General features: G+C 71.1%; 18 protein-coding genes, 1 tRNA gene and 1 pseudogene. 9 read left to right on the top strand and 11 right to left on the bottom strand.

Annotated elements, in window-relative coordinates; translation table 11 throughout:
• Both ACSMXW_RS19725 and ACSMXW_RS19730 read right to left on the bottom strand, forming a co-directional pair.
• Positions 1-1,182, bottom strand: a complete 1,182-nt coding sequence (locus ACSMXW_RS19725; protein ID WP_485798033.1) for a type III PLP-dependent enzyme — start codon at positions 1,180-1,182, stop codon at positions 1-3.
• A 213-nt stretch (positions 1,183-1,395) separates the two neighbouring features.
• Positions 1,396-2,337, bottom strand: coding sequence for a DMT family transporter (locus tag ACSMXW_RS19730; protein ID WP_485798034.1), 942 nt, complete (start codon positions 2,335-2,337; stop codon positions 1,396-1,398).
• Between the two features lie 181 nt (positions 2,338-2,518).
• Between ACSMXW_RS19730 and ACSMXW_RS19735 the strand changes: the two are divergent.
• Positions 2,519-2,758 (top strand): annotated as a pseudogene (locus ACSMXW_RS19735) (hypothetical protein); the annotation flags it as partial.
• On the opposite strand, the gene ACSMXW_RS19740 reads toward ACSMXW_RS19735, so the two are convergent.
• Both ACSMXW_RS19740 and ACSMXW_RS19745 read right to left on the bottom strand, forming a co-directional pair.
• Complete coding sequence (locus tag ACSMXW_RS19740) at positions 2,707-3,078, bottom strand: DUF2398 family protein (protein ID WP_485798035.1); 372 nt, start codon at positions 3,076-3,078, stop codon at positions 2,707-2,709. The pseudogene ACSMXW_RS19735 and the gene ACSMXW_RS19740 overlap by 52 nt on opposite strands.
• A gap of 4 nt (positions 3,079-3,082) precedes the next feature.
• On the bottom strand, positions 3,083-3,976 hold the full coding sequence (locus tag ACSMXW_RS19745) for a phosphorothioated DNA-binding restriction endonuclease (RefSeq protein WP_485798036.1): 894 nt from the start codon (positions 3,974-3,976) through the stop codon (positions 3,083-3,085).
• A 313-nt stretch (positions 3,977-4,289) separates the two neighbouring features.
• On the opposite strand from ACSMXW_RS19745, the gene ACSMXW_RS19750 reads away from it, so the two are divergent.
• Positions 4,290-5,018: a PE-PGRS family protein gene (locus ACSMXW_RS19750; RefSeq protein ID WP_485798037.1), complete on the top strand. Its 729-nt coding sequence runs from the start codon at positions 4,290-4,292 to the stop codon at positions 5,016-5,018.
• Here the strand turns inward: ACSMXW_RS19750 and ACSMXW_RS19755 are convergent.
• The 3 genes from ACSMXW_RS19755 to ACSMXW_RS19765 all read right to left on the bottom strand — a co-directional run bounded on the left by ACSMXW_RS19755 (position 4,948) and on the right by ACSMXW_RS19765 (position 7,943).
• Positions 4,948-6,582 (bottom strand): PE-PGRS family protein, encoded by a 1,635-nt coding sequence (locus ACSMXW_RS19755; protein WP_485798038.1) that lies wholly within the window; start codon positions 6,580-6,582, stop codon positions 4,948-4,950. The genes ACSMXW_RS19750 and ACSMXW_RS19755 overlap by 71 nt on opposite strands.
• Before the next feature lie 225 nt (positions 6,583-6,807).
• Positions 6,808-6,881 (bottom strand) — tRNA-Pro (locus ACSMXW_RS19760).
• 132 nt (positions 6,882-7,013) lie between these two features.
• The gene (locus ACSMXW_RS19765; protein WP_485798039.1) at positions 7,014-7,943 is read right to left on the bottom strand and encodes a metallophosphoesterase; all 930 of its coding nucleotides are present in this window, start codon (positions 7,941-7,943) and stop codon (positions 7,014-7,016) included.
• 142 nt (positions 7,944-8,085) lie between these two features.
• Between ACSMXW_RS19765 and ACSMXW_RS19770 the strand changes: the two genes are divergently transcribed.
• Entirely contained in the window at positions 8,086-8,553 is a 468-nt protein-coding gene (locus ACSMXW_RS19770) for a GatB/YqeY domain-containing protein (protein ID WP_485798040.1), read from the top strand.
• Positions 8,554-9,165: 612 nt separating this feature from the next.
• Here ACSMXW_RS19770 and ACSMXW_RS19775 read toward each other — a convergent pair.
• Positions 9,166-11,505, bottom strand: coding sequence for a transglycosylase domain-containing protein (locus ACSMXW_RS19775; protein ID WP_485798041.1), 2,340 nt, complete (start codon positions 11,503-11,505; stop codon positions 9,166-9,168).
• A 626-nt stretch (positions 11,506-12,131) separates the two neighbouring features.
• Here ACSMXW_RS19775 and ACSMXW_RS19780 point away from each other — a divergent pair.
• Positions 12,132-12,485: a WhiB family transcriptional regulator gene (locus ACSMXW_RS19780; protein WP_485798042.1), complete on the top strand. Its 354-nt coding sequence runs from the start codon at positions 12,132-12,134 to the stop codon at positions 12,483-12,485.
• A 445-nt stretch (positions 12,486-12,930) separates the two neighbouring features.
• Here the strand turns inward: ACSMXW_RS19780 and bagB are convergent, their stop codons facing one another.
• A complete protein-coding gene (gene bagB, locus ACSMXW_RS19785; RefSeq protein ID WP_485798043.1) occupies positions 12,931-14,280 on the bottom strand; it encodes an ATPase BagB in 1,350 nt (449 codons plus the stop codon).
• Positions 14,277-15,257 (bottom strand): ATPase BagA, encoded by a 981-nt coding sequence (bagA, locus tag ACSMXW_RS19790; RefSeq protein ID WP_485798044.1) that lies wholly within the window; start codon positions 15,255-15,257, stop codon positions 14,277-14,279. Before bagA ends, bagB begins: the two co-directional genes overlap by 4 nt.
• Positions 15,258-15,980: 723 nt before the next feature.
• Between bagA and sp36 the strand changes: the two genes are divergently transcribed.
• From sp36 to ACSMXW_RS19810, 4 genes are all read left to right on the top strand, one after another.
• A complete protein-coding gene (gene sp36, locus ACSMXW_RS19795) occupies positions 15,981-16,139 on the top strand; it encodes a Sp36 family protein (RefSeq protein ID WP_009189813.1) in 159 nt (52 codons plus the stop codon).
• Complete coding sequence (locus tag ACSMXW_RS19800) at positions 16,136-16,606, top strand: RidA family protein (protein WP_485798045.1); 471 nt, start codon at positions 16,136-16,138, stop codon at positions 16,604-16,606. The genes sp36 and ACSMXW_RS19800 overlap by 4 nt, the downstream gene beginning before the upstream one ends.
• Positions 16,607-17,172: 566 nt before the next feature.
• Positions 17,173-18,261 carry an NUDIX hydrolase gene (locus ACSMXW_RS19805; protein WP_485798046.1) on the top strand — a complete coding sequence of 363 codons (1,089 nt, stop codon included), beginning with the start codon at positions 17,173-17,175 and terminating at the stop codon, positions 18,259-18,261.
• Positions 18,258-19,094: an MBL fold metallo-hydrolase gene (locus tag ACSMXW_RS19810; RefSeq protein ID WP_485798047.1), complete on the top strand. Its 837-nt coding sequence runs from the start codon at positions 18,258-18,260 to the stop codon at positions 19,092-19,094. The genes ACSMXW_RS19805 and ACSMXW_RS19810 overlap by 4 nt, the downstream gene beginning before the upstream one ends.
• Positions 19,095-19,140: 46 nt before the next feature.
• Here the strand turns inward: ACSMXW_RS19810 and ACSMXW_RS19815 are convergent, their stop codons facing one another.
• Positions 19,141-19,815, bottom strand: a complete 675-nt coding sequence (locus ACSMXW_RS19815) for a Crp/Fnr family transcriptional regulator (protein WP_189936214.1) — start codon at positions 19,813-19,815, stop codon at positions 19,141-19,143.
• A gap of 408 nt (positions 19,816-20,223) precedes the next feature.
• On the opposite strand from ACSMXW_RS19815, the gene nth reads away from it, so the two are divergent.
• Positions 20,224-21,285, top strand: coding sequence for an endonuclease III (gene nth, locus ACSMXW_RS19820; RefSeq protein ID WP_485808162.1), 1,062 nt, complete (start codon positions 20,224-20,226; stop codon positions 21,283-21,285).
• Positions 21,286-21,464 lie beyond the last annotated feature (179 nt).

Genomic DNA, 21,464 nt, shown 5'->3' on the forward strand with positions numbered 1-21,464 from the left:
TCAGTCCTCGAGGTCACCGGAGAAGCAGTAGGTACGAAGCGGCGGGAAGCCGTTGAAGCCGACGGAGGCGTAGGGCACCGTGTAGGCGCCCGCGGCCACGAAGTCGATGTGGTCGCCGGGCCGCAGGTCGAGGGGCAGAGAGCGGGGCTTCTGCTCGTACAGGACGTCGGCGCTGTCGCAGGTGGGGCCGGCGAGCACGGCGGGGCCCGAGGGGGCGTCCACCGGGGCGCCCGACCGGGAGACGGCGAGGGGGAAGCGGATGGCCTCGCCCTCGGTCTCGGCGAGGCCGCCGAAGCGGCCGGCGTCGACGTACACCCAGCGCCTCTCGGTGGGTTCGGTACGGGTGGTCACCAGGATGACCTCGGAGCGGACCAGTCCGGCGTCGGCAGGCAGATATCGGCCCGGCTCGATGATCAGCCGGGGTGACTCGGGGAAGTGGCGGCCCAGGGACTCCCGGATGGTCTTGGCGTAGGAGTCGAGACCGGCGATGCCGTCGTCGTACGCTGCCGGCAGCCCCCCGCCCAGGTTCAGCAGTGGCAGCTCGATCCCCCGGTCCCGCAGCGCGGCGATGACCTCGGCCGCGGCCGAGACGCCCTCCTCCCAGCTGTGCGGATTGCGCTGCTGGGAGCCGACGTGGAAAGTGACTCCATGCGGGTTCAGACCTCGTTCATGCGCCAGCTCGTACAGGTCGACGGCCCGCCTCGGCGAGCAGCCGAACTTGCGGCTGATGGGCCACTGCGCGCCGGTGGTGTGCACGGTGACCCGGCACATCACATCGGCCCCGGGCGCGGCCGTGGCGATCTTGTCGATCTCCTCGGCCGAGTCGAAGGCGAACAGCGGGATGCCGCGTTCATGGGCGTACCGGATGTCGGCGGCCTTCTTGACGGTGTTGCCGTAGCTGAGCCGGGCCGGGTCGGCACCCGCGGCCAGGCACAGATCGATCTCGCCCGGGCTGGCGACATCGAATCCGCACCCCAACTCGACCAGACGCCGGAGTAGTCCGGGATCACCCAGGGCTTTCACCGCGTAGAAGATCTCGGCCTCCGGAAGCGCGTCGGCCAGCCGGCGGTACGCGTCGGCCACGGCGTCGAGGTCGAGGAGCAGACATGGGGTGGGCGGGGTGTGGCGGCGGAAGTAGGCGTCGTGCCGGGCGTAGCGGGGATCCGGGTGATGCAGACTCACAGGTTGGACTCCGTGGGGATGAGGGGGCGGGGTGGGGAGGGTGGTGGGTGTGGGGGTTTCTGGTGGGTTGGCGGGCTTCTGGTGGTTGGGGAGCTTCTGATGGGTGAGGGGTTTGATCGGTTGGGGGGCTTCTGGGGGCGGGTTTCCAGTGGGGTGAGGGGTGTCGGTCTTCTGGTGGGGTGAGGATGTGGGGCTTCTGGTGGTGTCGGGTTTCTAGACGTGCGGCTCGGTGGTGATCCGGAGGGGGACGCCACCGGGCGTCGGTGGTTCGGCCGTGGGGTGGTGCGGATCGGAGGTGTCGTAGGGGAACAGGCACAGCCCCAGGAGAATCAGTGCCCCGCCGGTGATCTCGAGGCGGGACAGGTGCTCGTCGAGCCAGAGCACCGCCGTGCCGACGCCGAACAGCGGGATCAGGTTCAGCGCCATGCCCGCCACGCCGACGGGTACGTGTGCGACGGCGTGGTTGTAGGCGAGGTAGGCGAGCGCGAAGGCGACCAGACCGATGCCTGCGGCGGCCGCGACGTGCGGCAGGTCCTCGGGCGTGGGCACCGGCTCGGAGCCTGTTGCCCAGCGCAGTACGGCCAGCGGGATGCTCACCAGGAACCCGATGCCGAACTGGTACGCGGTCAGCTCCAGGGCACTCGACGTGGCGGCGAGCCGGCTCACGACGACCACGGACGCGGAGGCCCCCAGGGATCCGACCAGCACGAGAACGTTGCCGATGCCCACGTCCAGCGTGACGTCCGCCCCGGTGAGCAGGGCGGCCCCGACCGTCGCGAGCACGACGCCGAACGCACCGCGCCGGGTGATGGCCTCCTTCACGAACAGGGCGCCCATCACCAGGACCATGGCCGATTGCATACCGTCCAGCAGCGCGGCATCGGCGGCCCCGGTCCGCTCTAACCCCAGGTCGAGCGCACCGTAGGCCACGACGGGCTCCAACAGGGCGAGGAACACGAAGTGACGCAGGGGGGCGGAGCGTGCGGGGCGGACCCGCAGCATCACCGCCCACAGCACCACGGAGGCGGCACCGGCCTCGACGAGCAGGGTGGTGAACGCGCCCAGCCCTGCCACGGCGTACTTGGCGACGGCTGTCGCCACGCCCCAACTGCCCGCGGACAGGATCAGGGCGCCGAATGGCCGAAATCGGTGCATATGTGCCGCCGCTCCGCACTCGGATGACCAATGGGTGTGATCAACGGTCGTGGTCACGCTGACATGTACGCAGCAGCACTGGCAAGAGGACGAACTGTCAAGCCTTGCCTCACCACTGCTTGCGGACCCTCGGCGTCGCGCTCCATGAGGAGGTCACCCTCGACCTTCTGGTGGACGACCTATGCCGAGCGGGACGAACGCGCCGGGAGGGCTGCCTGGCCGCGGAGGAGAACCACCGGCTCCGCCTCACCGGCTCCGCCTCACCGGCTCCGCCTCACCGGCCTGCGTACGGCGCAACAGGACCTGCGTACCCGCGAGGAGGGCCATCGGGGGTTACCGAAGAAGAGATCCTGACCCGTCCGCCGCCAGCTACCGTTTCGCGTACCACGGCGATTTCGACTGGCCGGGCATCGCTATCCCGGGTCCGGCTGCCCGCCGGACCAGGTCGGCGCCGTCACGGGCCTGCGCGAGCGGGCCGGCGACGAGGACGCGGGCCAGCTCCCGTTCCACTGTGATCAGGGCCTCTCCGCCCGCATCCTGCGCGAGCGCGGCCACATGGCCCTCGGTCTCGATGAGAACGCCCCATTCGACCAGCGGCGCAGAGCCGCTACAAGGTCCGTTTCCCGGCCGCCCTACCCGTCTCCTCCAGCTCGATGCCCCCGTCCGCCGCAGCGACCCTGATGGCGGCCACCAGCTGTGACAGCAGCAGTTGTTCAGAGGCGGGAATCGCGCATTGAACACCGGATCAGGCGGCGGTGGGGCGTGGGCTGCCGTGGAAGACCTGGCTGGTGTGCCAGGAGCGGTGGGCCGTCGCGATGGGCGGGGTGCCGGGTTGTGGGCCTATGAGCGGACGGCCCGCGAGTCCTGTGACATGCTCGCGGGCAGCCTGGCTGCGGCCGACGAATTGCTGCGAGACCATGATGCGGTGGCCGTCGCCGATGCCGAGGACGCCCTTGTCGAAGAGCTTGTGGTGCAGCGAGCACAGGCACAGTCCGTTGTCTATATGGTCCGGGCCGTCGAACGCCCACCAGCGCACGTGCGCGGCCTCCAGCCCGACGGGCACGGTGCCGATCATGCCGTCGTAGCCGCAGAAGGCGCACTGGTACTCGTACGCGGTCAGCACCATCTCCCGCATCCGCCGGTTCCGTTGACGCCTCTCCGGCGCCGTCAGAGCGTCGGTCTCCGCCAGTTCCAGTTCCAGGCCCACAGCGTCGCACAGGTCCTGGTGCAGCGACGCCGGGAAGTGCAGATCCAGCAGCACCCTTGCCATGCGGCCCAGCAGCGACGGTTCCCGCCGGAGCGCCACCTGGAGATCCGGGGCCAGCCGCCCAGTGGCCCGCCTGGCCCGTAGTTCCCGCACCCCGGTACCCGGGCTGCCGACGCCATGCTCGGTCCGCACTTCCCACACCCCGTCGCTGACCAGATGGTGGAACGGATAGGCGGGCGTGGTCGCACGCGACGGACCGTACTCCACGAGCAGTTGCTTCAGATCCGCCTCCACCGCGCTGTACGGCAACTCGTCCGCCGCGTCCGCCTGGAAACGACCCAGCGCGTACAGCAGCAGCAACGGCTTGTGCGGCGCCCGCACCCCGTCCCGGCTCCACTGCCTCAGCTTCGCGGCACGCTCGAGCCAATCCATGACCGTGATCGTAGTGATGCGTCGCCGCACATCATCAGGGGGTCTTGTCCACTTCTCGGGGGACAGGACCCGTCCGCTGCCAGGGGCACAGCTGTCTCCCGCGCCCCTTCGACGGGCGGCGTCAACCTGGTGAGGAGCTCGCGCCGGTAGTTATGGCAAACGCCGGGTAACGAGACCAACAGACCTGGCTCAATAGGCACATGGAGATTGGCGAGCACTGGGCATACCGCGCGAGGCCGAAGGAGTTGGGCGGCGCGGTTCGCCGGGTGGAGATCGTTCGAGGGGTGGCTCCGGCAGGTCCGGTTGGATTCATGTGCGGTTCCTCGACGGTGACGACGAGGGCCTGCAGGAGTGGGTCAATCCGAATTCTCTCGTCACACTGTGGGCGGACGTCGACGTGTTCCGTGCCGACGACGCGGGAGAGTTGGCGCTGGCCGAGGCGTCACGCCAGGTGCGGGGGAGCGCAGAGTTCGAGGCCGCGCGCATGATCCTCGGGTTCGTCCGGCCGAAGAACAGGCTCCGTCTGCGCAGGGGCGTCGCGGACGCGGGAGTCCTGGAGCTGGGCCGCCTCGACGACGCGGCACCGGTCATCGGCATGGACACCGCTGAACTACGTGCCGACTCGATGGTCCACGAGAAGAGCGACGGTTCGTGCCTGGCCGGGTGGCCGGTCACCGAACGCGTCGCCCGGCAGATGGCCGGCCGTCACGCTGAAGAGATCCTCCGTGAGGTGGATCGCAAGCAGCAGGACATCGAGCAGGAGCGCGCCCAGTCCTCCTGGTACCCCTACGGACGCCGGGACGAGCGCAAGTTGGACGCGGAGGCGGCCATCCTGCGAACCGTCCGGGCGTGGTGCGGCCAGGACAAGGCCGACCGCTACGACGAGTTGGTCGCCCTACGCGCCGAGGTCATCCGGCTCGGGGAGCTCGTCGAGAAGGCGGTCAAGGCCCTACGCGACCGCGGCCACGGCGTCATCGCCTCCACCATTGAGCGCGACCTCGGCGTCCATATCGCCAGCCTTGATCCTGACGTGCGTCGATGAGGCCGCGCCACGGGTCCGGCTCCGCCTTGGACGGCGACGGCTGTGCCGGGGGCTTCTCCTTCTCCGGCCGGTCCGGACGCCAGCCGTCGAGAAACGGCCGCAGCCGGTCTCCCGTCGGCTCTGCGTGGAAGTCGAGGGAGGCCAGACCCTGGCCGTTCTTGGTGGGGTCGAGCCGAGCAGCCTCCGCCTTCCCCCAAGCCGACCACTCTCGCAGCCTCTCCGCTTCGAGGGCGTCCCCCGATGTGACGGCGGCTTCATCCAGTGCGGCACAGAACGCCCGGATCTCACCAGCGGCCCGCCATTGCTCAAGGGCCGTCCCGAAGTGCTCGGCCCGCACCGCGTGAACGGCCTTGATCGAAGCCGCACTGACGGCGGCCTCCCACTCCCGGCGTTCGCGCTCCTTCCGCTCCGCTTCCAGGCGCCGGCGCTCGGCCTCCTGCCGTTCCCGTTCCTCTCGCAGACGCTCCTGCTCTGCCTCATGTTCCAGCCGCGCCCGCTCCTGCTCCTCCGCGTGCGCCTTCAACGCCCGGAAGACTGAACCGATCTGCTCCTCCAGCGGCTTCTTGGCCGTGTCGGCCCATTCCTTCTTCCAGCCGTAGCCGTAGCCAGATTGCTGGCTGACCAGCAACTCCAGTTCGCCGGACGGCTCGAACTTGTGGGCTGGGGTGACCCGCTGCCAGTCGTATGTACGGCGGCCGGGCTGCTTGGGGACGTACCGGACCTGCTTCTGCCGCTCGCGGAAGCTGATCTCATATGTCCTGCCGTGGACGGTGAGCAGCGGCCTCGGCTGCTTCCGCTTCTTGGACACCGCGATCTCGCCGTGCCGAGTGAGGGCCTGCTCGGCGAGGAGCCGGAGGATCGTGAGCACCCGTGGCAGGACCTCCTCGGAGATCTCAAAGGCGCTGTGGTCCGCGGTGACTGCGGCGATCACGTCCTCGACATCGGTGATCACACGGCTGCGCGCCAGGCGGATACGGTTCCACTCGGTGTCGTCCTCACCGGTCACCCGGAGCAGGCCGAGGAAGAAATCGCCCTTCGCCCGCCCGCTGTACTTCAGGTGGTATCCCTCCGGAGCGCACTGCCGCGCCGCGTCGAAGGCCCTGCGATACCGAGCCCGTTCCGCGTCGCTGGGCTCCGGGATCCGAAGGAATCGTCCGGCTTCCTGCACCTGCGCGATCAGCGCCGGCCCGACTTCCGCTGGTGACGGGCGTGCGGGCTTCACAGCACGCTGTGGGGCCGGCTTCGTCTCGGGCGGGGGAGCGGCGTCCTGCTGAGGGCGTGGGGCAACCTGCGTCCTGGCTCCAGACGCCGCCGAACGAGGTTTGCGCGGGGCCGGCTCGGGGCGGTCGGGATGATGCCCATGCTCCAGGTGGAAGCGCCCCGCGTCGGTGATCTCCGCCCGCCACTTCCCGCTCTGCTTGGGCATGGTGATCAGGCGCCGCTCCTTGAGTGCGCGGGCAGTGCGAGCGAGCTCGGGGCTGTCCGAAGTGACGGGGTCGGTTCCGTCGCCGATGCGGCTGAGGAGTGCGAGCTGCCGGTCGTTCAACGGAGACCATGGGTGCATGGCGATCGTCGTACCGTCTGCGGTCTCCTCGGCACAAGCCGTGGGGTGACCCTTCCAGGGCGCACGCGGCGCACGGCGTGCTCGAAGGCGGAACGCCACTCGCTGGGAGCCACCGGGGAGCCGGATCCCGAGGTCAGCTCCCAAATGGCTCCCAAAATGGGCCCGCAAAGCAAATCAGGCCCTGTGCTGATCTCTCAGCTTAGGGCCTGACCTGGTATTTCTCTGTCGGGGTGGCGGGATTTGAACCCACGACCTCTTCGTCCCGAACGAAGCGCGCTGCCAAGCTGCGCTACACCCCGAGTGTCGGCGCTGTCGCGGCGACGTCGTTTACTTTAGCCCACGGGGAGCCCGAGACGAAATCCGGTTTCGGTGGGTGGGGCGGGCGGGGGCCGCTGGGCCCCCGGGGCAGCGGGGTCAGCGGGGCAGCGGGGTCAGCGGGGGCGCTCCACCAGGGTGAGCAGGGTGGCCTCCGGGGGGCAGGCGAAGCGGGCCGGGGTGTAGCGGTTGGTGCCGCAGCCCGCGGAGACGTGGAGGTAGGCGCGGTGGCCGGCGGACTCGTGGGTGGAGAGGCCGCGGGCGCGGTCGGTGTCCAGGTCGCAGTTGGTGACCATGGCGCCGTAGAAGGGGACGCGGAGCTGGCCGCCGTGGGTGTGGCCGGCGAGGATCAAGGGGTAGCCGTCGGCCGCGAAGGCGTCCAGTACCCGCAGGTAGGGGGCGTGGACTATACCCATCGAGAAGTCCGCGCCATGGTCCGGGCCGCCCGCCACGTGCGCGTACCGGTCGCGTTTGATGTGGGGGTCGTCCAGGCCGGTGAGGCCGATCTCCATGCCCTCGATCTTGAGTGCGCCCCTGGTGTTGGTCAGGTTCAGCCAGCCCGCCGCGTCGAAGGCGTCCCTGAGGCCCTCCCACGGGTTGTGGACGGCACCGACCGCCGGTGCGTTGCCGTTCAGGCCGTGCCTGCCCTGGGCCTTCTCGATCAGGTACCGAGCGGGGTTGCGCAGCTTCGGACCGTAGTAGTCGTTCGAGCCGAAGACATACGCCCCCGGGTACTCCATGAGGGGACCGAGCGCGTCCAGGGCCTCGGGGACGCCCTCCGGGTCCGAGAGGTTGTCTCCCGTGTTGATCACGAAGTCCGGGCGGAGGCCCGCCAGGGACTGGAGCCAGCGCCGCTTCTTGCGCTGTCCGCACACCATGTGGATGTCGGAGACCTGGAGCACCCGCAGAGGGCTCATACCGGGCGGCAGGACCGGGACGGTGATTCTCCGCAACCGGAACGAGCGGGCTTCGAAACCCACCGAGTAGAGCAGGCCGGCGGCGCCGACCGCCGTGATTCCCAGAGGTACTCCATAGAGCGCGCGCATACGCCCATCGTGTCAGACGGCAGCGGTCGTCGTGTCGGGCGTCGGAGGGTCCCCTCCTGCGCCTCCCCTGCTGTTACCGGCGAGTATGGGGCGGGCCGGAAACGTTCGGCGGCCCGCCTCCCTTACCTGCGACAATCAAGCCATGACCACGCTCAAGGCGAAGCTGCAGGAAGACCTCACCGCCGCGATCAAGGAGCGCGATGAGCTGCGCTCCTCGACGCTCCGGCTGACCCTCTCGGCGATCACCAAGGAAGAGGTCGCCGGGACTACCGCGCGCGAGCTCTCCGACGACGAAGTGCAGAAGGTGATCACGCGTGAGGCGAAGAAGCGGCGGGAGGCCGCCGATGCCTTCGCCAAGGGCGGGCGCGCCGCACAGGCCGACCGGGAGCGGGCCGAGGGCGAGGTGCTCGCCGCCTACCTGCCCAAGCAGCTGTCGGACGAGGAGCTGGAGCAGCTGGTCGCGGAGGCGGTCGCCGAGGCGACGGGCGCGGGGGCGGAGGGCCCGCGCGCCATGGGTCAGGTCATGAAGATCGTGAACCCGAAGGTGGCGGGGCGCGCGGAGGGCGGCCGGGTTGCGGCCGTCGTCAAGCGGCTCCTCGCGGAGCGCTGATTCGCGGAGCGTTGTTTCGCGGAGCGTTGTTTCGGGGGGCGGTGGATCCGCCGGGTCGGTTGTTTCGGGGGGCGATTGGTCCGTCGGGTCGGTTGGTCCGGGGGGCGATTGATCCGCCGGGTCGGTTTTTTCGGGGGGTCGGTTGATCGCCGGGACGGTTGACTCGCGGGGGCGGTTGGTCCACGGGAACGGTTGACTCGCGGGCGGTTGGTACGCGGGGGCTGTTGGGTTCGTGTCCGCGGGAGGGCTGACTCACGCGAGGACTGATTCCCGCGAGGGTTGATCGGCCGTAGCAGCCGGCTTCGGACAGTGCCCCGGTCCACGGCCGACCGCGGCCCCATGGCCGACCGCCGCCCCACGGCCGACCGCTACCCCGGCCAACCCCCCGCCACAGCGGCTCGCCACCGCCGCCTCAGCCGCCCAAAGAAGCACAACCGCCCGGCAGCCACCCCCCACCGGGGCGGCCGCCGGGCGGAACGCTCACGTCCGCGGACCGAAGCCCAGGAGCCAAGCCCCTGGCCCGAAGCCCAGGGGCCAAGCCTATGGCCCGAAGCCCCTGCACCTGAGCCCAGGGCTCAAGCCCATGGCCCGAAGCCCCTGGGCACCCTCACCTCAGCCTCGCGGCCACCCCCCGATGCCCCCGTTCGCCTGCCCGTTCCCGCCGCCGGGGGTGCCGGCGGTCGCGCCGCCGTCCGTCATGCCGCCGTCGGTCATGCCGCCGTCCACCATGCCCCCGTCGGTCGTACCGCCGCCCACCGCACCGCCGTCGGCGCCGCCGTTGCCGCCGCCGCCGTTGGCCATGCCGCCGATGAAGTCCGGGGGGAGGGGCGGCTGGTTGTCGTGGCCGTGGCCCGGCTTGTCGTCGCCCCTGTGCTTGGCGTGGCCGTCGCCGTCGGGGATGTCGACCAGGTTGAAGTTCGGGGCGGGCTTGCCCTCAAGGGCGCCGCTGACCGCGTCCTTCCAGATCGGTCCCGGTGTGTCGGCGCCGAAGACCTTGTCGTGGGGGACGCCGCCGATCGTGATGTTGATCATCTTCCGCTTGTGGGCGGGGTCGCCGACCCAGACCGCGCCGGCCATGTTCGGGGTGTAGCCCACGAACCAGGCGGCGTACCGCTCGTCCGTCGTACCCGTCTTGCCCGCGCTCGGACGGTCGTCCAGGCCCGCCTGCGTACCCGTGCCGTCCTCGACCACGCCCTTGAGGAGCGTGTTGATGGTGTCCGCGGTCTTCTCGGACATGGCGCGCGTGCACGTCGACTTCGGCACCGGCATCGGCTTCTTGTCCGGGCCCGTGATCGACGCGATCGCGACCGGGGTGCAGTACGTGCCCCGTGCGGCGAACGTGGCGTAGGCGCTCGCCATGGTCAGCGGCGACATCTCCTGGGTGCCCAGCGCTATCGACGGCGCCTGGTCGATCGCCCTGCCGTCGGCCCGTGCCACGCCCATCCTGTGCGCCATCTTGATCACCGGGCAGATGCCGATATCGCTGATGAGCTGCACGTAGTAGGTGTTGACCGACTTGGCGGTCGCCTCCTTCATGCCCATCGGGCCGCGCTCGGACTCGTTCTCGTTCGTGAGCTTGGCGCCCTCCGAGTTCACCCACTGCTTGCCGTCGCAGGCCGCCACGGGACTGGGGTAGGGCATCTCGTACGGCGACGAGTAGCTCTTCGTCGGCGGCGTGCCGCCCTCGATCGCGGCCGCGGCGACGATCGGCTTGAACGTCGAACCTGGCTGGTAGCCCGCGCCGCCGCCCATGTCGTGGTTGACGGACAGGTTGATCTGGGTGTCGTTCCCCTGGAAGCCGTACGGCCGGGACTGGCCCATGCCGAGGATCTTGCCGGTGCCCGGCTGGACCAGGGTGACGGCGGTGGCCACCTGGTCGGAGGCGTAGACGTGCTTCTTGATCGAGTTCTGGACGCTCTGCTGGGCCTGCGGGTCGAGAGTGGTGCGGACCGTCAGGCCGCCGCGGTTCCAGAGCTTCGCGCGGTCCTCCGTGGTCTTGCCGAAGACCGGGTCGGTGAGGAACACGTCGCGTACGTAGTCGCAGAAGAAGCCGGCGCCCTTGACGGCGGTGATGCAGCCGTTCTCCGGCTTGCTGACCTTCAGGCCCAGCGGCTTCTTCTTGGCTGCGTCCGCGTCCGCCTGGGAGATGTCGCCGGTGTCGGCCATCCGCTGCAGGACGACGTTGCGCCGCTTGATGGCCTCGTCCGGGTCGTTCACCGGGTCGTAGCGGCTCGGCGACTGGACGATGCCGGCCAGCAGCGCCGACTGCTCCACGTCGAGGTCCTTGGCGTGCTTGGAGAAGTAGCGCTCGGCGGCGGCCTCGATGCCGTAGGCCTGCTCACCGAAGAAGGTGATGTTCAGGTAGTTCTCGAGGATGCGCTTCTTGCCGAGCTTCTCCTCGACCTGGATCGCGTACTTCAGCTCCTTGACCTTGCGGCCCAGGGTCTGCTGGGTGGCCTGCGCGACCTTGGTGGGGTCGTCGCCCGCCTCCTCCACGAAGACGTTCTTCACATACTGCTGGGTGAGGGTGGAGGCGCCCTGGGCGACGCCGCCGCTCTGCGCGTTCTGGTTCAACGCGCGCAGCACGCCCTTGAGGTCGATCGCCCCGTGCTGGTAGAAGCGCGAGTCCTCGATGGCGACGATCGCCTTCTGCATGTACGGGGAGATGTCCTTCAGGGGGACGACGGTGCGGTCGCGGGAGTAGACCGTCGCGATCTGGCCGCCGTCGGCGTCCAGGATGGTGGTCCGCTGGCTGAGCGGCGGACGCTTCAGATTGGCCGGTATGTCGTCGAATCCCTCGACCGAGCCCTTCGCCGCCAGGCCCAGCGCGCCGGCCGCGGGCAGCGCGATGCCGGCCAGCACGGCGCCGGCCAGCACGCTGACACCGAGGAACTTCGCGGCCTGTTGAACCGGCGACAGACCGCCGCCCTCGCCCGAGCGCTTGTTTGCCATGGAGCAAGCCTAATCCGTGGACGAGAGCGTTCCGAGGGAGCGAGGCCCCAGCGCGGGTTCGGAGCCGGATCGTGATGGTTTTCGGGTTTGGACGGGGAAGGGGGCGGGGGGAGGGCTCGTAGGGCACCGGCGTTCGGATTCGCCGGACAGGCCGGTATCCGTTGGCCTAAGCTGCTCTCAACTGTCACAGCAGTGATGTGGCGCATCACACTTCGCCGTCCCCGATCCGATCGGGGCGCGGCCCCGGCACTCCCACCCCGACCATCCCGGATGACCGGGATCCCGCCCAGGCCGGCGCGCCTGATCGAGCCCGGTCGAGCCCGGTCCATCCCGATCGAGCTCGGCGCGGATCCCTGTCCATGATTGTGGCCATTGCGCCTTATGTGATGGCCCACGCTTGGTGACGCCGAGTTGAACTGCCCTGGTTTGCCAGGATGATCATTAATGTCCTCAGCTCACTCCGTTGGGTGATCTGCCGCGTACGCATAGTCCGTTCGGGCCATTCAAGATTGGGCCCGAGGGGGGTGTTGCGCTCTGCCCACCTTCCGTAACGTCCTCAACTGGCTGCGGTGAATATGCCGCTGCCGCCGTGGGGGAGCCTCGATTCGGGAGAGGACGGCGCCGGTATGGGCTGGGTAACCGACTGGAGTGCGCAGGCTGCCTGTCGCACGACCGATCCGGACGAACTTTTTGTGCAGGGAGCGGCGCAGAACAGGGCCAAGGCGGTATGCACCGGGTGCCCGGTACGCACCGAATGTCTCGCGGACGCGCTCGACAACCGCGTCGAGTTCGGCGTCTGGGGCGGTATGACGGAGCGGGAGCGCCGGGCGCTGCTGCGTAGGCGGCCCACCGTCACCTCGTGGCGCAGGCTCCTGGAGACCGCGCGCACGGAGTACGAGCGCGGTGCGGGCCTGCTGCCTCTGGAGTCGGAGGACGAGAACTACGAGCGCGCGTACGAGAGGTACGCGGCGGTCGGCTGAGGTGCGAGCGTGCGGCGCCTGCTCCCCATCGGCGCCGCAGGGTCTTCCTACGGGATGCGAAGGCTTGCCCCTGTGGTGTGCCGGGACATGGTCCCGGCGCGCGCATCAGCTGGCCTTCGGGCTGCCTGTTACTTCCGGGCCGCTCGTCGGCGTTGGCCTCCGGGCTGCTCGCACGCGTCTGGATTGCTCGTACGCCTGCTCCTACGCCTGGGTTGCTCGTACGCCTGCTCCTACGCCTGGGTTGCTCGTATGCCTGCCCGTACGCCTGGGTTGCTCGTACGCCTGGGTTGCTCGTGTGCGTTGGAGCGCTCGTACTCCGGTGTTCACCGGAGTGATGCGGTGCTCACGGCGTGGTCCGGTGCGCACGGCCTGATCCGGTGCGTACGGAGGTGGCTGGCGGCGTGGTGGCCGGGCGTCCGGGTGCCCGGATCCGGGGACGGCTGTTCTACGGCTCGCCGTCCGCCACCGGCGCCTCTGTCGACGCCTGATGCCGCGCCGTCAGGCGGTCGCCGATGTCCCGCAGGCCCGCGAGGTCGTGCACATCCCCGGGCAGGGCGGCCACTTCGGCCACCGATACCTCGGGATGCAGGGCCGCGAAACGGTCACGGGTGCGCTGCTCGCGCGCCAGCAGCCGCATACGCTCGGCATGCAGCCTCAGCACCCCCGACGTCAGCCGGTCCACGGCCTGCTGGTCGCGGGCGCCATGGGGGCGGGAGGATCCGGAGGGGGAGCCGGAATCGGAAGTGACGCCGGGGGTACGATCCTCAGCTTTCCCTTCTGGCTGATCGGCTATGCCCTCCGGACGCTGGATTTCCGTAATCGTTTCATCCAGTGCCTCCGCGGCGGCCACGGCGCGCTCCGCGGAGAGGTGGGCGGCACCGCTGCCGTGCACACGGTTCAGCACCAGGCCGGCCAGCGGCATACGCTCCGCGGCCAGGCGCTCCACGAAGTACGCGGCCTCACGCAGCGCGTCCCGCTCCGGCGCGGCCACCACAAGGAACGCCGTACCGGGCGCCTGAAGCAGCCGGTACGTGGCGTCCGCACGGGTGCGGAAACCGCCGAACATGGTGTCCATGGCCGCCACGAACGTCTGCACGTCCCGCAACAGCTGGCCGCCGAGCAGCTTCCCGAGGGCGCCGGTCATCATCGACATGCCGACGTTCAGGAACTTCATCCCCGCCCGGCCGCCGACCTTGGCGGGCGCCATCAGTACCCGGATCAGCTTGCCGTCCAGGAACGAGCCGAGCCGCTTGGGGGCGTCGAGGAAGTCCAGCGCGGAGCGGGACGGCGGGGTGTCGACGACGATCAGGTCCCACTCGTCGCGGGCCCGCAGCTGGCCCAGCTTCTCCATCGCCATGTACTCCTGCGTACCGGCGAAACCGGCCGACAGGGACTGGTAGAACGGGTTCTCCAGGATCGCGCGGGCCCGCTCGGGCTCCGCGTGCGCCTCGACGATCTCGTCGAAGGTGCGCTTCATGTCGAGCATCATCGCGTGCAGCTCGCCGCCCGCGGTGTCGTCGATGCCCTTCACCCGCCGCGGGGTGTTGTCCAGCGAGTCGATGCCCATCGACTGGGCCAGCCGGCGTGCCGGGTCGATGGTGAGCACCACCACCCTGCGGCCGCGCTCCGCGGCGCGCAGCCCCAGCGCGGCGGCCGTGGTGGTCTTGCCGACGCCACCGGAGCCGCAGCAGACCACGATGCGGGTCTCCGGGTCGTCAAGCAGCGGATCCACATCCAGGCCCCGGGTGGACGTGAGAGCGGCTCCGGACGGCGTCCCCTGCGTGCGCGGCGTCATGAAATCTCCTGCCTCCGCAGTTGAGTGGCGAGCTCGAAGAGGCCGGCCAGGTCCATGCCCTCGGTGAGCAGGGGCAGTTCGTGCAGCGGCAGGCCCAGCTCCGCGAGGACGGCGCGCTGGTCGCGCTCCAGCGCATGGCGCGCCGCGTACTCGCCGGCCTGACCGAGCAGCGGGGTGACCAGACGCTCGGCGCCACCGCCCCGGCGCGCCCCGCCCAGGCCCGCCGCCGACAGCGATCTGGCCACCGCTGCGCGGGGGACGCCGTCGCGCACCAGGGCGAGCGAGGGCTCGTCGAGCAGGGTGGGACGGACCATGTTCACGATGATCCGCCCGGTGGGGAGGCGGGCGGCGCGCAGCTCCGCGATGCCGTCCGCGGTCTCCTGGACGGGCATCTCCTCCAGGAGCGTCACCAGGTGCACCGCCGTCTCCGACGACTTCAGGACACGCATCACGGCCTGGGCCTGATTGTGTATCGGGCCGATCCTGGCGAGGCCGGCCACCTCGTCGTTGACATTGAGGAAGCGGGTCAGGCGGCCGGTGGGCGGAGCGTCCATGACCACGTAGTCGTAGGCGAAGCGGCCGCGCTTGTCCTTGCGGCGGACCGCCTCGCAGGCCTTGCCGGTGAGCAGGACGTCGCGCAGGCCGGGGGCGATCGTGGTGGCGAAGTCGATCGCGCCGAGCTTCTTCAGGGCGCGGCCCGCGCTGCCCAGCTTGTAGAACATCTGGAGGTAGTCCAGCAGCGCCAGCTCGGGGTCGATGGCCAGCGCGAACACCTCGCCGCCGCCCGGGGCGACGGCGATCTTCCGCTCTTCGTACGGCAGCGCCTCCGTCTCGAAGAGTTGTGCGATTCCCTGACGGCCCTCCACCTCGACCAGAAGGGTGCGCCGGCCCTCGGTCGCGAGGGCGAGCGCGAGCGCCGCGGCGACCGTGGTCTTGCCGGTACCGCCCTTGCCGCTGACGACCTGGAGCCTGCTCACGTATTCGAGCCTAACCAGTGCCGTGGCGGCGTACGCAGGTGGCCGTCCCATCTGTGGATAACCCGGGCGGTGCCGAGGTGTGCGGAACAGCGGCCGAGCGCGGGCGTGCCGGGGTGGGCGCGAATGTGCGGCGCGGGCGCGGGAGCAAGGCCCGGCGCGGGTGTAGAGGCGGGCTTGGGGCCCGGGGGCAGGCTCCGGCGCGGGTTGGGGGCCGAACCCCGGCGCGCGCGCCGCGGCGCACGCGAGGTGGGCGTCGCCTCTGCCGGCAGGAGGGAGCGTGCAAGAGCGGGCGGAGCCTGCATGAGCGCCTGGTGATGCGAGAGGGCGCGTCGGACGGTGCGGGGGCGCGTGGTGGGAGAGGGCGCGTCGTACGGTGCGAGCGCATGGGGCGGGGACGGACGCGTCGTACGGTGCGAGCGCGTGTGACCGGAGCGGACGCGTCGTACGGTGCGTGGGCGCCATAGAGGGCCAGAGGTGTCGCACGACGCCGGGGTGACATGCGGTGAGGGAGAGCTGTGCGGTGAGGGAGAGTCGTGTGGTGGGGAAGAGCCGTGCGGTGAGGGAGAGCCGTGTGGTGGGAATGGGCCGAAAGTGGGAGTGTGCCGAATGGTGTCAGGGTGGCGCTCGGTGCGGGAGGTTGCTCCGAACCGCCGGTTTCCTGTGCCCGCCGGCGTTGTCCACAGGCGGACACGGGCCGGCGGAGGCAGCGACTAAAGTCGCCCCATGACCAAGTGGGAATACGCGACCGTGCCGCTCCTCGTCCACGCCACCAAGCAGATCCTGGACACCTGGGGCGAGGACGGCTGGGAGCTCGTCCAGGTGGTGCCGGGGCCCAATCCGGAGCAGCTGGTGGCCTATCTGAAGCGGGAGAAGCAGGCGTGAGCGGCGCGGTGGAGGCGCGGCTCGCCGAGCTGGGGCTCGCGCTGCCCGAGGTGGTGCCCCCGCTCGCCGCGTACCAGCCCGCCGTCAGGTCCGGCGCCTGCGTGTACACGTCCGGCCAGCTCCCCATGGTGGGGGGCAAGCTGCCCGCCACCGGGAAGGTCGGCGCCGATGTCACCGCGGAGCAGGCCAAGGAGCTGGCCGCCACCTGCGCGCTGAACGCACTGGCGGCCGTCAAGACCGTCGCCGGGGACCTGGACCGCATCGCCCGTGTGGTGAAGGTCGTCGGCTTCGTCGCCTCGGCGCCCGACTTCACGGGCCAGCCCGGTGTGGTGAACGGCGCCAGCGAACTGCTGGGCGAGGTCCTGGGCGACAAGGGCGTGCACGCCCGCAGTGCCGTGGGCGTCGCGGTACTGCCGCTGGACGCCCCGGTGGAGGTGGAGATCCAGGTCGAGCTGACCGGGGACTGAGTCGGGCTGGGGGTGAGCGGGTCTCTGAGCGAGCCTCTCCCCGAGTGAGCCGGTCGCGGACCTTCCTGCCGGTCCCTGTGTGAGCCGGTTCCCTGGATGAGCGGGTCCAAGAGCGGGCGGGTTCGGTACTGAGCCGGTTCGGTACTGGGCCGGTCCGGGATGGGCATGTCGGGGACTGGGCCGGTCCGGTACTGAGCCGGTCCGGAACTGAGCCGGTCCGGGAGTGGGCCTGTCGGGACTGGGCCGGTCCGGGAGTGGGTCTGTCGGGACTGGGCCGGTCCGGTACTGGGCCGAACGGGTTCGGGAGCGAGCCGGTCCCGCACCGGTCTGCCGGAGGCGGCGGTATCGACCGGGGACTTCAGCCGCCCCGGGGACTTCAGCCGCCGGACCCGACGTGGCCCCGCCCGGCCGCCGTGCCGGACGGGGCCCGACTCGAAGCCGGTGGTCCGGTGCGGGCGGTCGGCGGTGGCCCCGCGCGGTGGCGCGGCGGCACACGGCGGGTGGCCGGGAGCGGTGGTCCGGAGGCGGGGTCGAACATTCGGGCGTACCCGGGTTAGCCTCCGAGCATGGCTTCTGGGCAGTGGTACCCACCGGAGTGGCCGGGGCGCATCCGGGCCCTGGCGAGCGGCAATCTGACCGTCAGCACGCCGCGGCGGGCCGCCACGGTCATGCTGCTGAAGGACACGCCCGGAGCGGACGGGCGGGGGGCCGGCGCGCGCGGAGTGGACGCGCCCGGAGCGCCCCACCGCGGCACGGACACCCCCGGCACCGGTGCTTCCGGTACCGAGGCCCCCGGCATCGGTGCTTCCGGTACCGAGGCCCCCGGCACCGGTGCTTCCGATACCGAGGCCCCCGGAACTGGTACCCCCGGCACGGCGGCCCCCGAAGCGGCCGCCCCCGCCGGCCTCACCGTCCACATGCTCCGCCGCCGCACCACGATGCCCTTCGCCGGAGGCGCCTACGCCTACCCGGGCGGTGGCGTCGATCCGAGGGACGACGACGTCCTGGTCGGCTGGGCGGGCCCGTCGCGCGCGTGGTGGGCGGCACGGCTCGGCGTCGACGAGGCCGCCGCCCAGGCCATCGTGTGCGCGGCCGTCCGTGAGACGTTCGAGGAGGCGGGTGTGCTGCTCGCCGGCCCCGCGCCGGACGCGGTGGTCTCCGACACCACGGGCCCCCGCTGGGAGGCGGACCGCGCGGCGCTCATCGCCCATGAGCTGTCGTTCGCCGAGTTCCTGGAGCGCCGCGGCCTGCTGCTCCGCTCCGACCTGCTGGGCGCCTGGGCCCGCTGGATCACGCCCGAGTTCGAACCCCGCCGGTACGACACCTGGTTCTTCGTGGCCGCCCTGCCCGCCGGCCAGCGGGCGGCCCGCACGTCCAGTGAGGCCGATCGCACCGTCTGGATCGCCCCTTCTGAGGCCGCCGCCCGCTACGACGCCGGAGAGCTGCTGATGCTCCCACCGACCGTCGCCGCGCTGCGCGAGCTGAGCGGCTACGGCACCGTGGCCGAGGTCCTCGGGGCGGCGCCCGGGCGGGACCTGACGCCCGTCCTGGCCCGCGCCCGCCTGGAGGACGACGAGGTGGTGCTGAGCTGGCCGGGTCACGAGGAGTTCACCAAGCGCGTCCCCTCGCACGCCCCCGGGGAGGGGTCCGCATGACCGAGGCCGCCGCCCTGCCGGGCCAGCCGCGCGGTGGCGCGGCGCGCTCCGGGCCCGCCACGGCCCGGGCGCTCAACGTGCTGGCGCCGAACCCGTCCGCGATGACGCTGGACGGCACCAACACCTGGATCGTCTCCGAGCCCGACTCCGAGCAGGCCGTGGTGATCGACCCCGGTCCGCTCGACGAGGGTCATCTGCGCCAGGTCGTGCGCGCCGCTGAGGAGGCGGGCAAACGGGTCGCCGTGACGTTGCTCACCCACGGGCATGCCGACCATTCCGCGGGCGCCGCGAGGTTTGCCGAGCTGACGGGCACAAAGGTGCGCGCTCTCGATCCGGCGCTGCGGCTCGGCGACGAGGGACTGGGGAACGGGGACGTCATCCAGGTCGGCGGCATGGAGATGTGGGTCGTGCCCACCCCCGGGCACACGGCCGACTCACTCTGCTTCCACCTGCCCGCCGACCGTGCCGTGCTCACCGGGGACACGGTCCTCGGGCGGGGCACCACCGTCGTCGCGCATCCCGACGGGCGGCTCGGGGACTACCTGGACTCCCTGCGCAGGCTGCGCTCGCTGACCGTCGACGACGGTGTGAACGTGGTGCTGCCCGGCCACGGGCCCGTCCTGGACGACGCCCAGGGCGCCATCGAGTACTACCTGGCCCACCGTGCCAGCCGCCTGGCCCAGGTCGAGACCGCCGTCGAGAACGGCTACCGCACCCCCTCGGAGGTGGTAGCCCACGTCTACGCGGACGTGGACCGCTCCCTGTGGCCGGCCGCCGAGCTGTCGGTCCGGGCCCAGCTGGAGTATCTGGGGGAGCACGGGCTGCTGCCGTAGTGGCCGCGGCGCTCCCCGGGCGCCCGCGCGGGGACGCCCGCCGCGGTCACCGCGACCGCTTGGCCAGCCGCTCCACGTCCAGCAGGATCACCGCACGGGCCTCCAGCCGCAGCCAGCCGCGGCCCGCGAAGTCCGCCAGGGCCTTGTTGACCGTCTCGCGGGAGGCACCGACGAGCTGGGCCAGCTCCTCCTGCGTGAGGTCGTGCACCACGTGGATGCCCTCCTCCGACTGCACGCCGAAGCGGCGCGACAGGTCGAGCAGCGCACGCGCCACCCGCCCCGGCACATCCGAGAAGACCAGGTCGGACATCTGGTCGTTGGTCTTGCGCAGGCGCCGGGCGACGGCCCGCAGCAGGGCGGAGGCCACCTCCGGCCGTGCGTTCAGCCAGGGGAGGAGGTCGCCGTGGCCGAGGCCGAGGAACTTCACCTCGGTGAGGGCGGTGGCGGTCGCGGTGCGCGGGCCCGGGTCGAAGAGCGACAGCTCGCCGATCAGCTCACCGGGGCCGAGGACGGCCAGCATGTTCTCGCGGCCGTCGGGGGACGTGCGGTGCAGCTTGACCTTGCCTTCGGTGACCACGTACAGACGGTCGCCCGGGTCGCCCTCGTGGAAGAGCGCGTCGCCGCGTGCGAGGGTCGTCTCGCTCATGGAAGCGCGCAGCTCCGCGGCCTGCTCGTCATCGAGCGCGGCGAAGAGCGGGGCGCGCCGCAGAACGTCGTCCACGAGTTCACTCCTTGTAGACCTGCGTCAGTGGTACGTCAGGATCGGCATACAGGGGTTCGTGCTCCCCATTGTGCTGGACGGTCCAAACAGTGTGATCAGTCACAAGTCTGCCGCACCGGCGCGGCATGCTGTGCGGGAGGGGGCCAATTGGGCGCTGATCGCCAAGGGCCGGGGCGGATGTCGGTGGCTGGCTTTAGGCTGGCCGGGTGTCCAAACAGCCGGTGAGAGCACAGGCCGAAGGGGCCGGGCTGGTGGGTGTGCGCACAATTCCGCTGTGGGCGAACACGCCCCCGTCGCGCTCACCGAACCGGCAAGCAAACCGGCGAGCAAGGTGAATCCGGCACCGCGGGCGGAAGCGGAGACGGAGGCGGAGGCAGGGCAGCGGTGAAATCGGTCAAGACATCACAGGTGGCGGAGGGTGGTCCCGCTTCGGCGGCCGCCGGGGAGGCCTCGGTGGGCGCCGGGGACGCCGCGGTGGGAACTGGAAACTCGGCGGCAGGCGCCACCGGGGCGTCCGCCGGGGGTACGGGGGAGCCCGCAGCGGGCACCGGTGTGTCCGGGGAGGCCGCCGGGGTCACGGCGGACGCCGGACACGCGGAGTCCGCCGGAGCAGGGGCGCCCGCGAGGGGCGCGAAGCGTGCGAAGTCCTCCGGGGGCGGCGCGGGGCGCCCGTCCAAGGCGGCCCGCACGGTGCAGCCCGAGTCGCACACGGCGCTGGTGCGCCGCGCCCGCCGGATCAACCGCGCCCTGGCCGAGGTGTACCCGTACGCACACCCCGAGCTGGACTTCGAGAACCCCTACCAGCTCCTGCTCGCCACGGTGCTCTCCGCCCAGACCACCGACCTGCGCGTCAACCAGACGACGCCCGGCCTCTTCGCCGCCTACCCCACCCCCGAGGACCTGGCCGCGGCCAACCCGGAGGAGGTCGAGGAGCTGATCAGGCCGACCGGCTTCTTCCGGGCCAAGACGAAGTCGATCATAGGTATCGCCACCGCCCTGCGGGACGAGTTCGGCGGCGAGGTGCCGGGCAGTCTGGAGGAGCTGGTCAAGCTCCCCGGGGTGGGCCGCAAGACCGCGTTCGTGGTGCTCGGCAACGCCTTCGGGGTGCCCGGCATCACCGTCGACACGCACTTCGGGCGGCTGGTGCGGCGCTGGAAGTGGACCGACGAGACCGACCCGGACAAGGTCGAGGCGGCCGTCGGCGCCCTCTTCCCCAAGAGCGACTGGACCATGCTCTCGCACCATGTGATCTTCCACGGCCGCCGCATCTGCCATTCCCGCAAGCCCGCCTGCGGCGCCTGCCCGATCGCCCCGCTCTGCCCCGCGTACGGAGAGGGCGAGACGGACCCGGAGAAGGCGAAGAAGCTGCTCAAGTACGAGAAGGGCGGCATGCCGGGCCAGCGCCTGAAGCCCCCGGCGGCCTATCTGGAGGCGGGCGGCAAGCCGGCGCTCCCGCTGGGCGCCGCATGACCAGCAGCCATGAGACGGCCCACGCCGGGCCGGACACGAACCATGCCGGGCCGGACACATACCGTAGGGGACCGGACACGCCTCACGCCGGGGCGGACGCGGGCACCGGCAGGGCGGGGGCGCGGGCGGCCGAGGCTGCCCCCGTCCCGGCCGTCGTGGAGATCAGCACCGACGGCCTC

Source organism: Streptomyces sp. DSM 116793 (assembly GCF_057320905.1).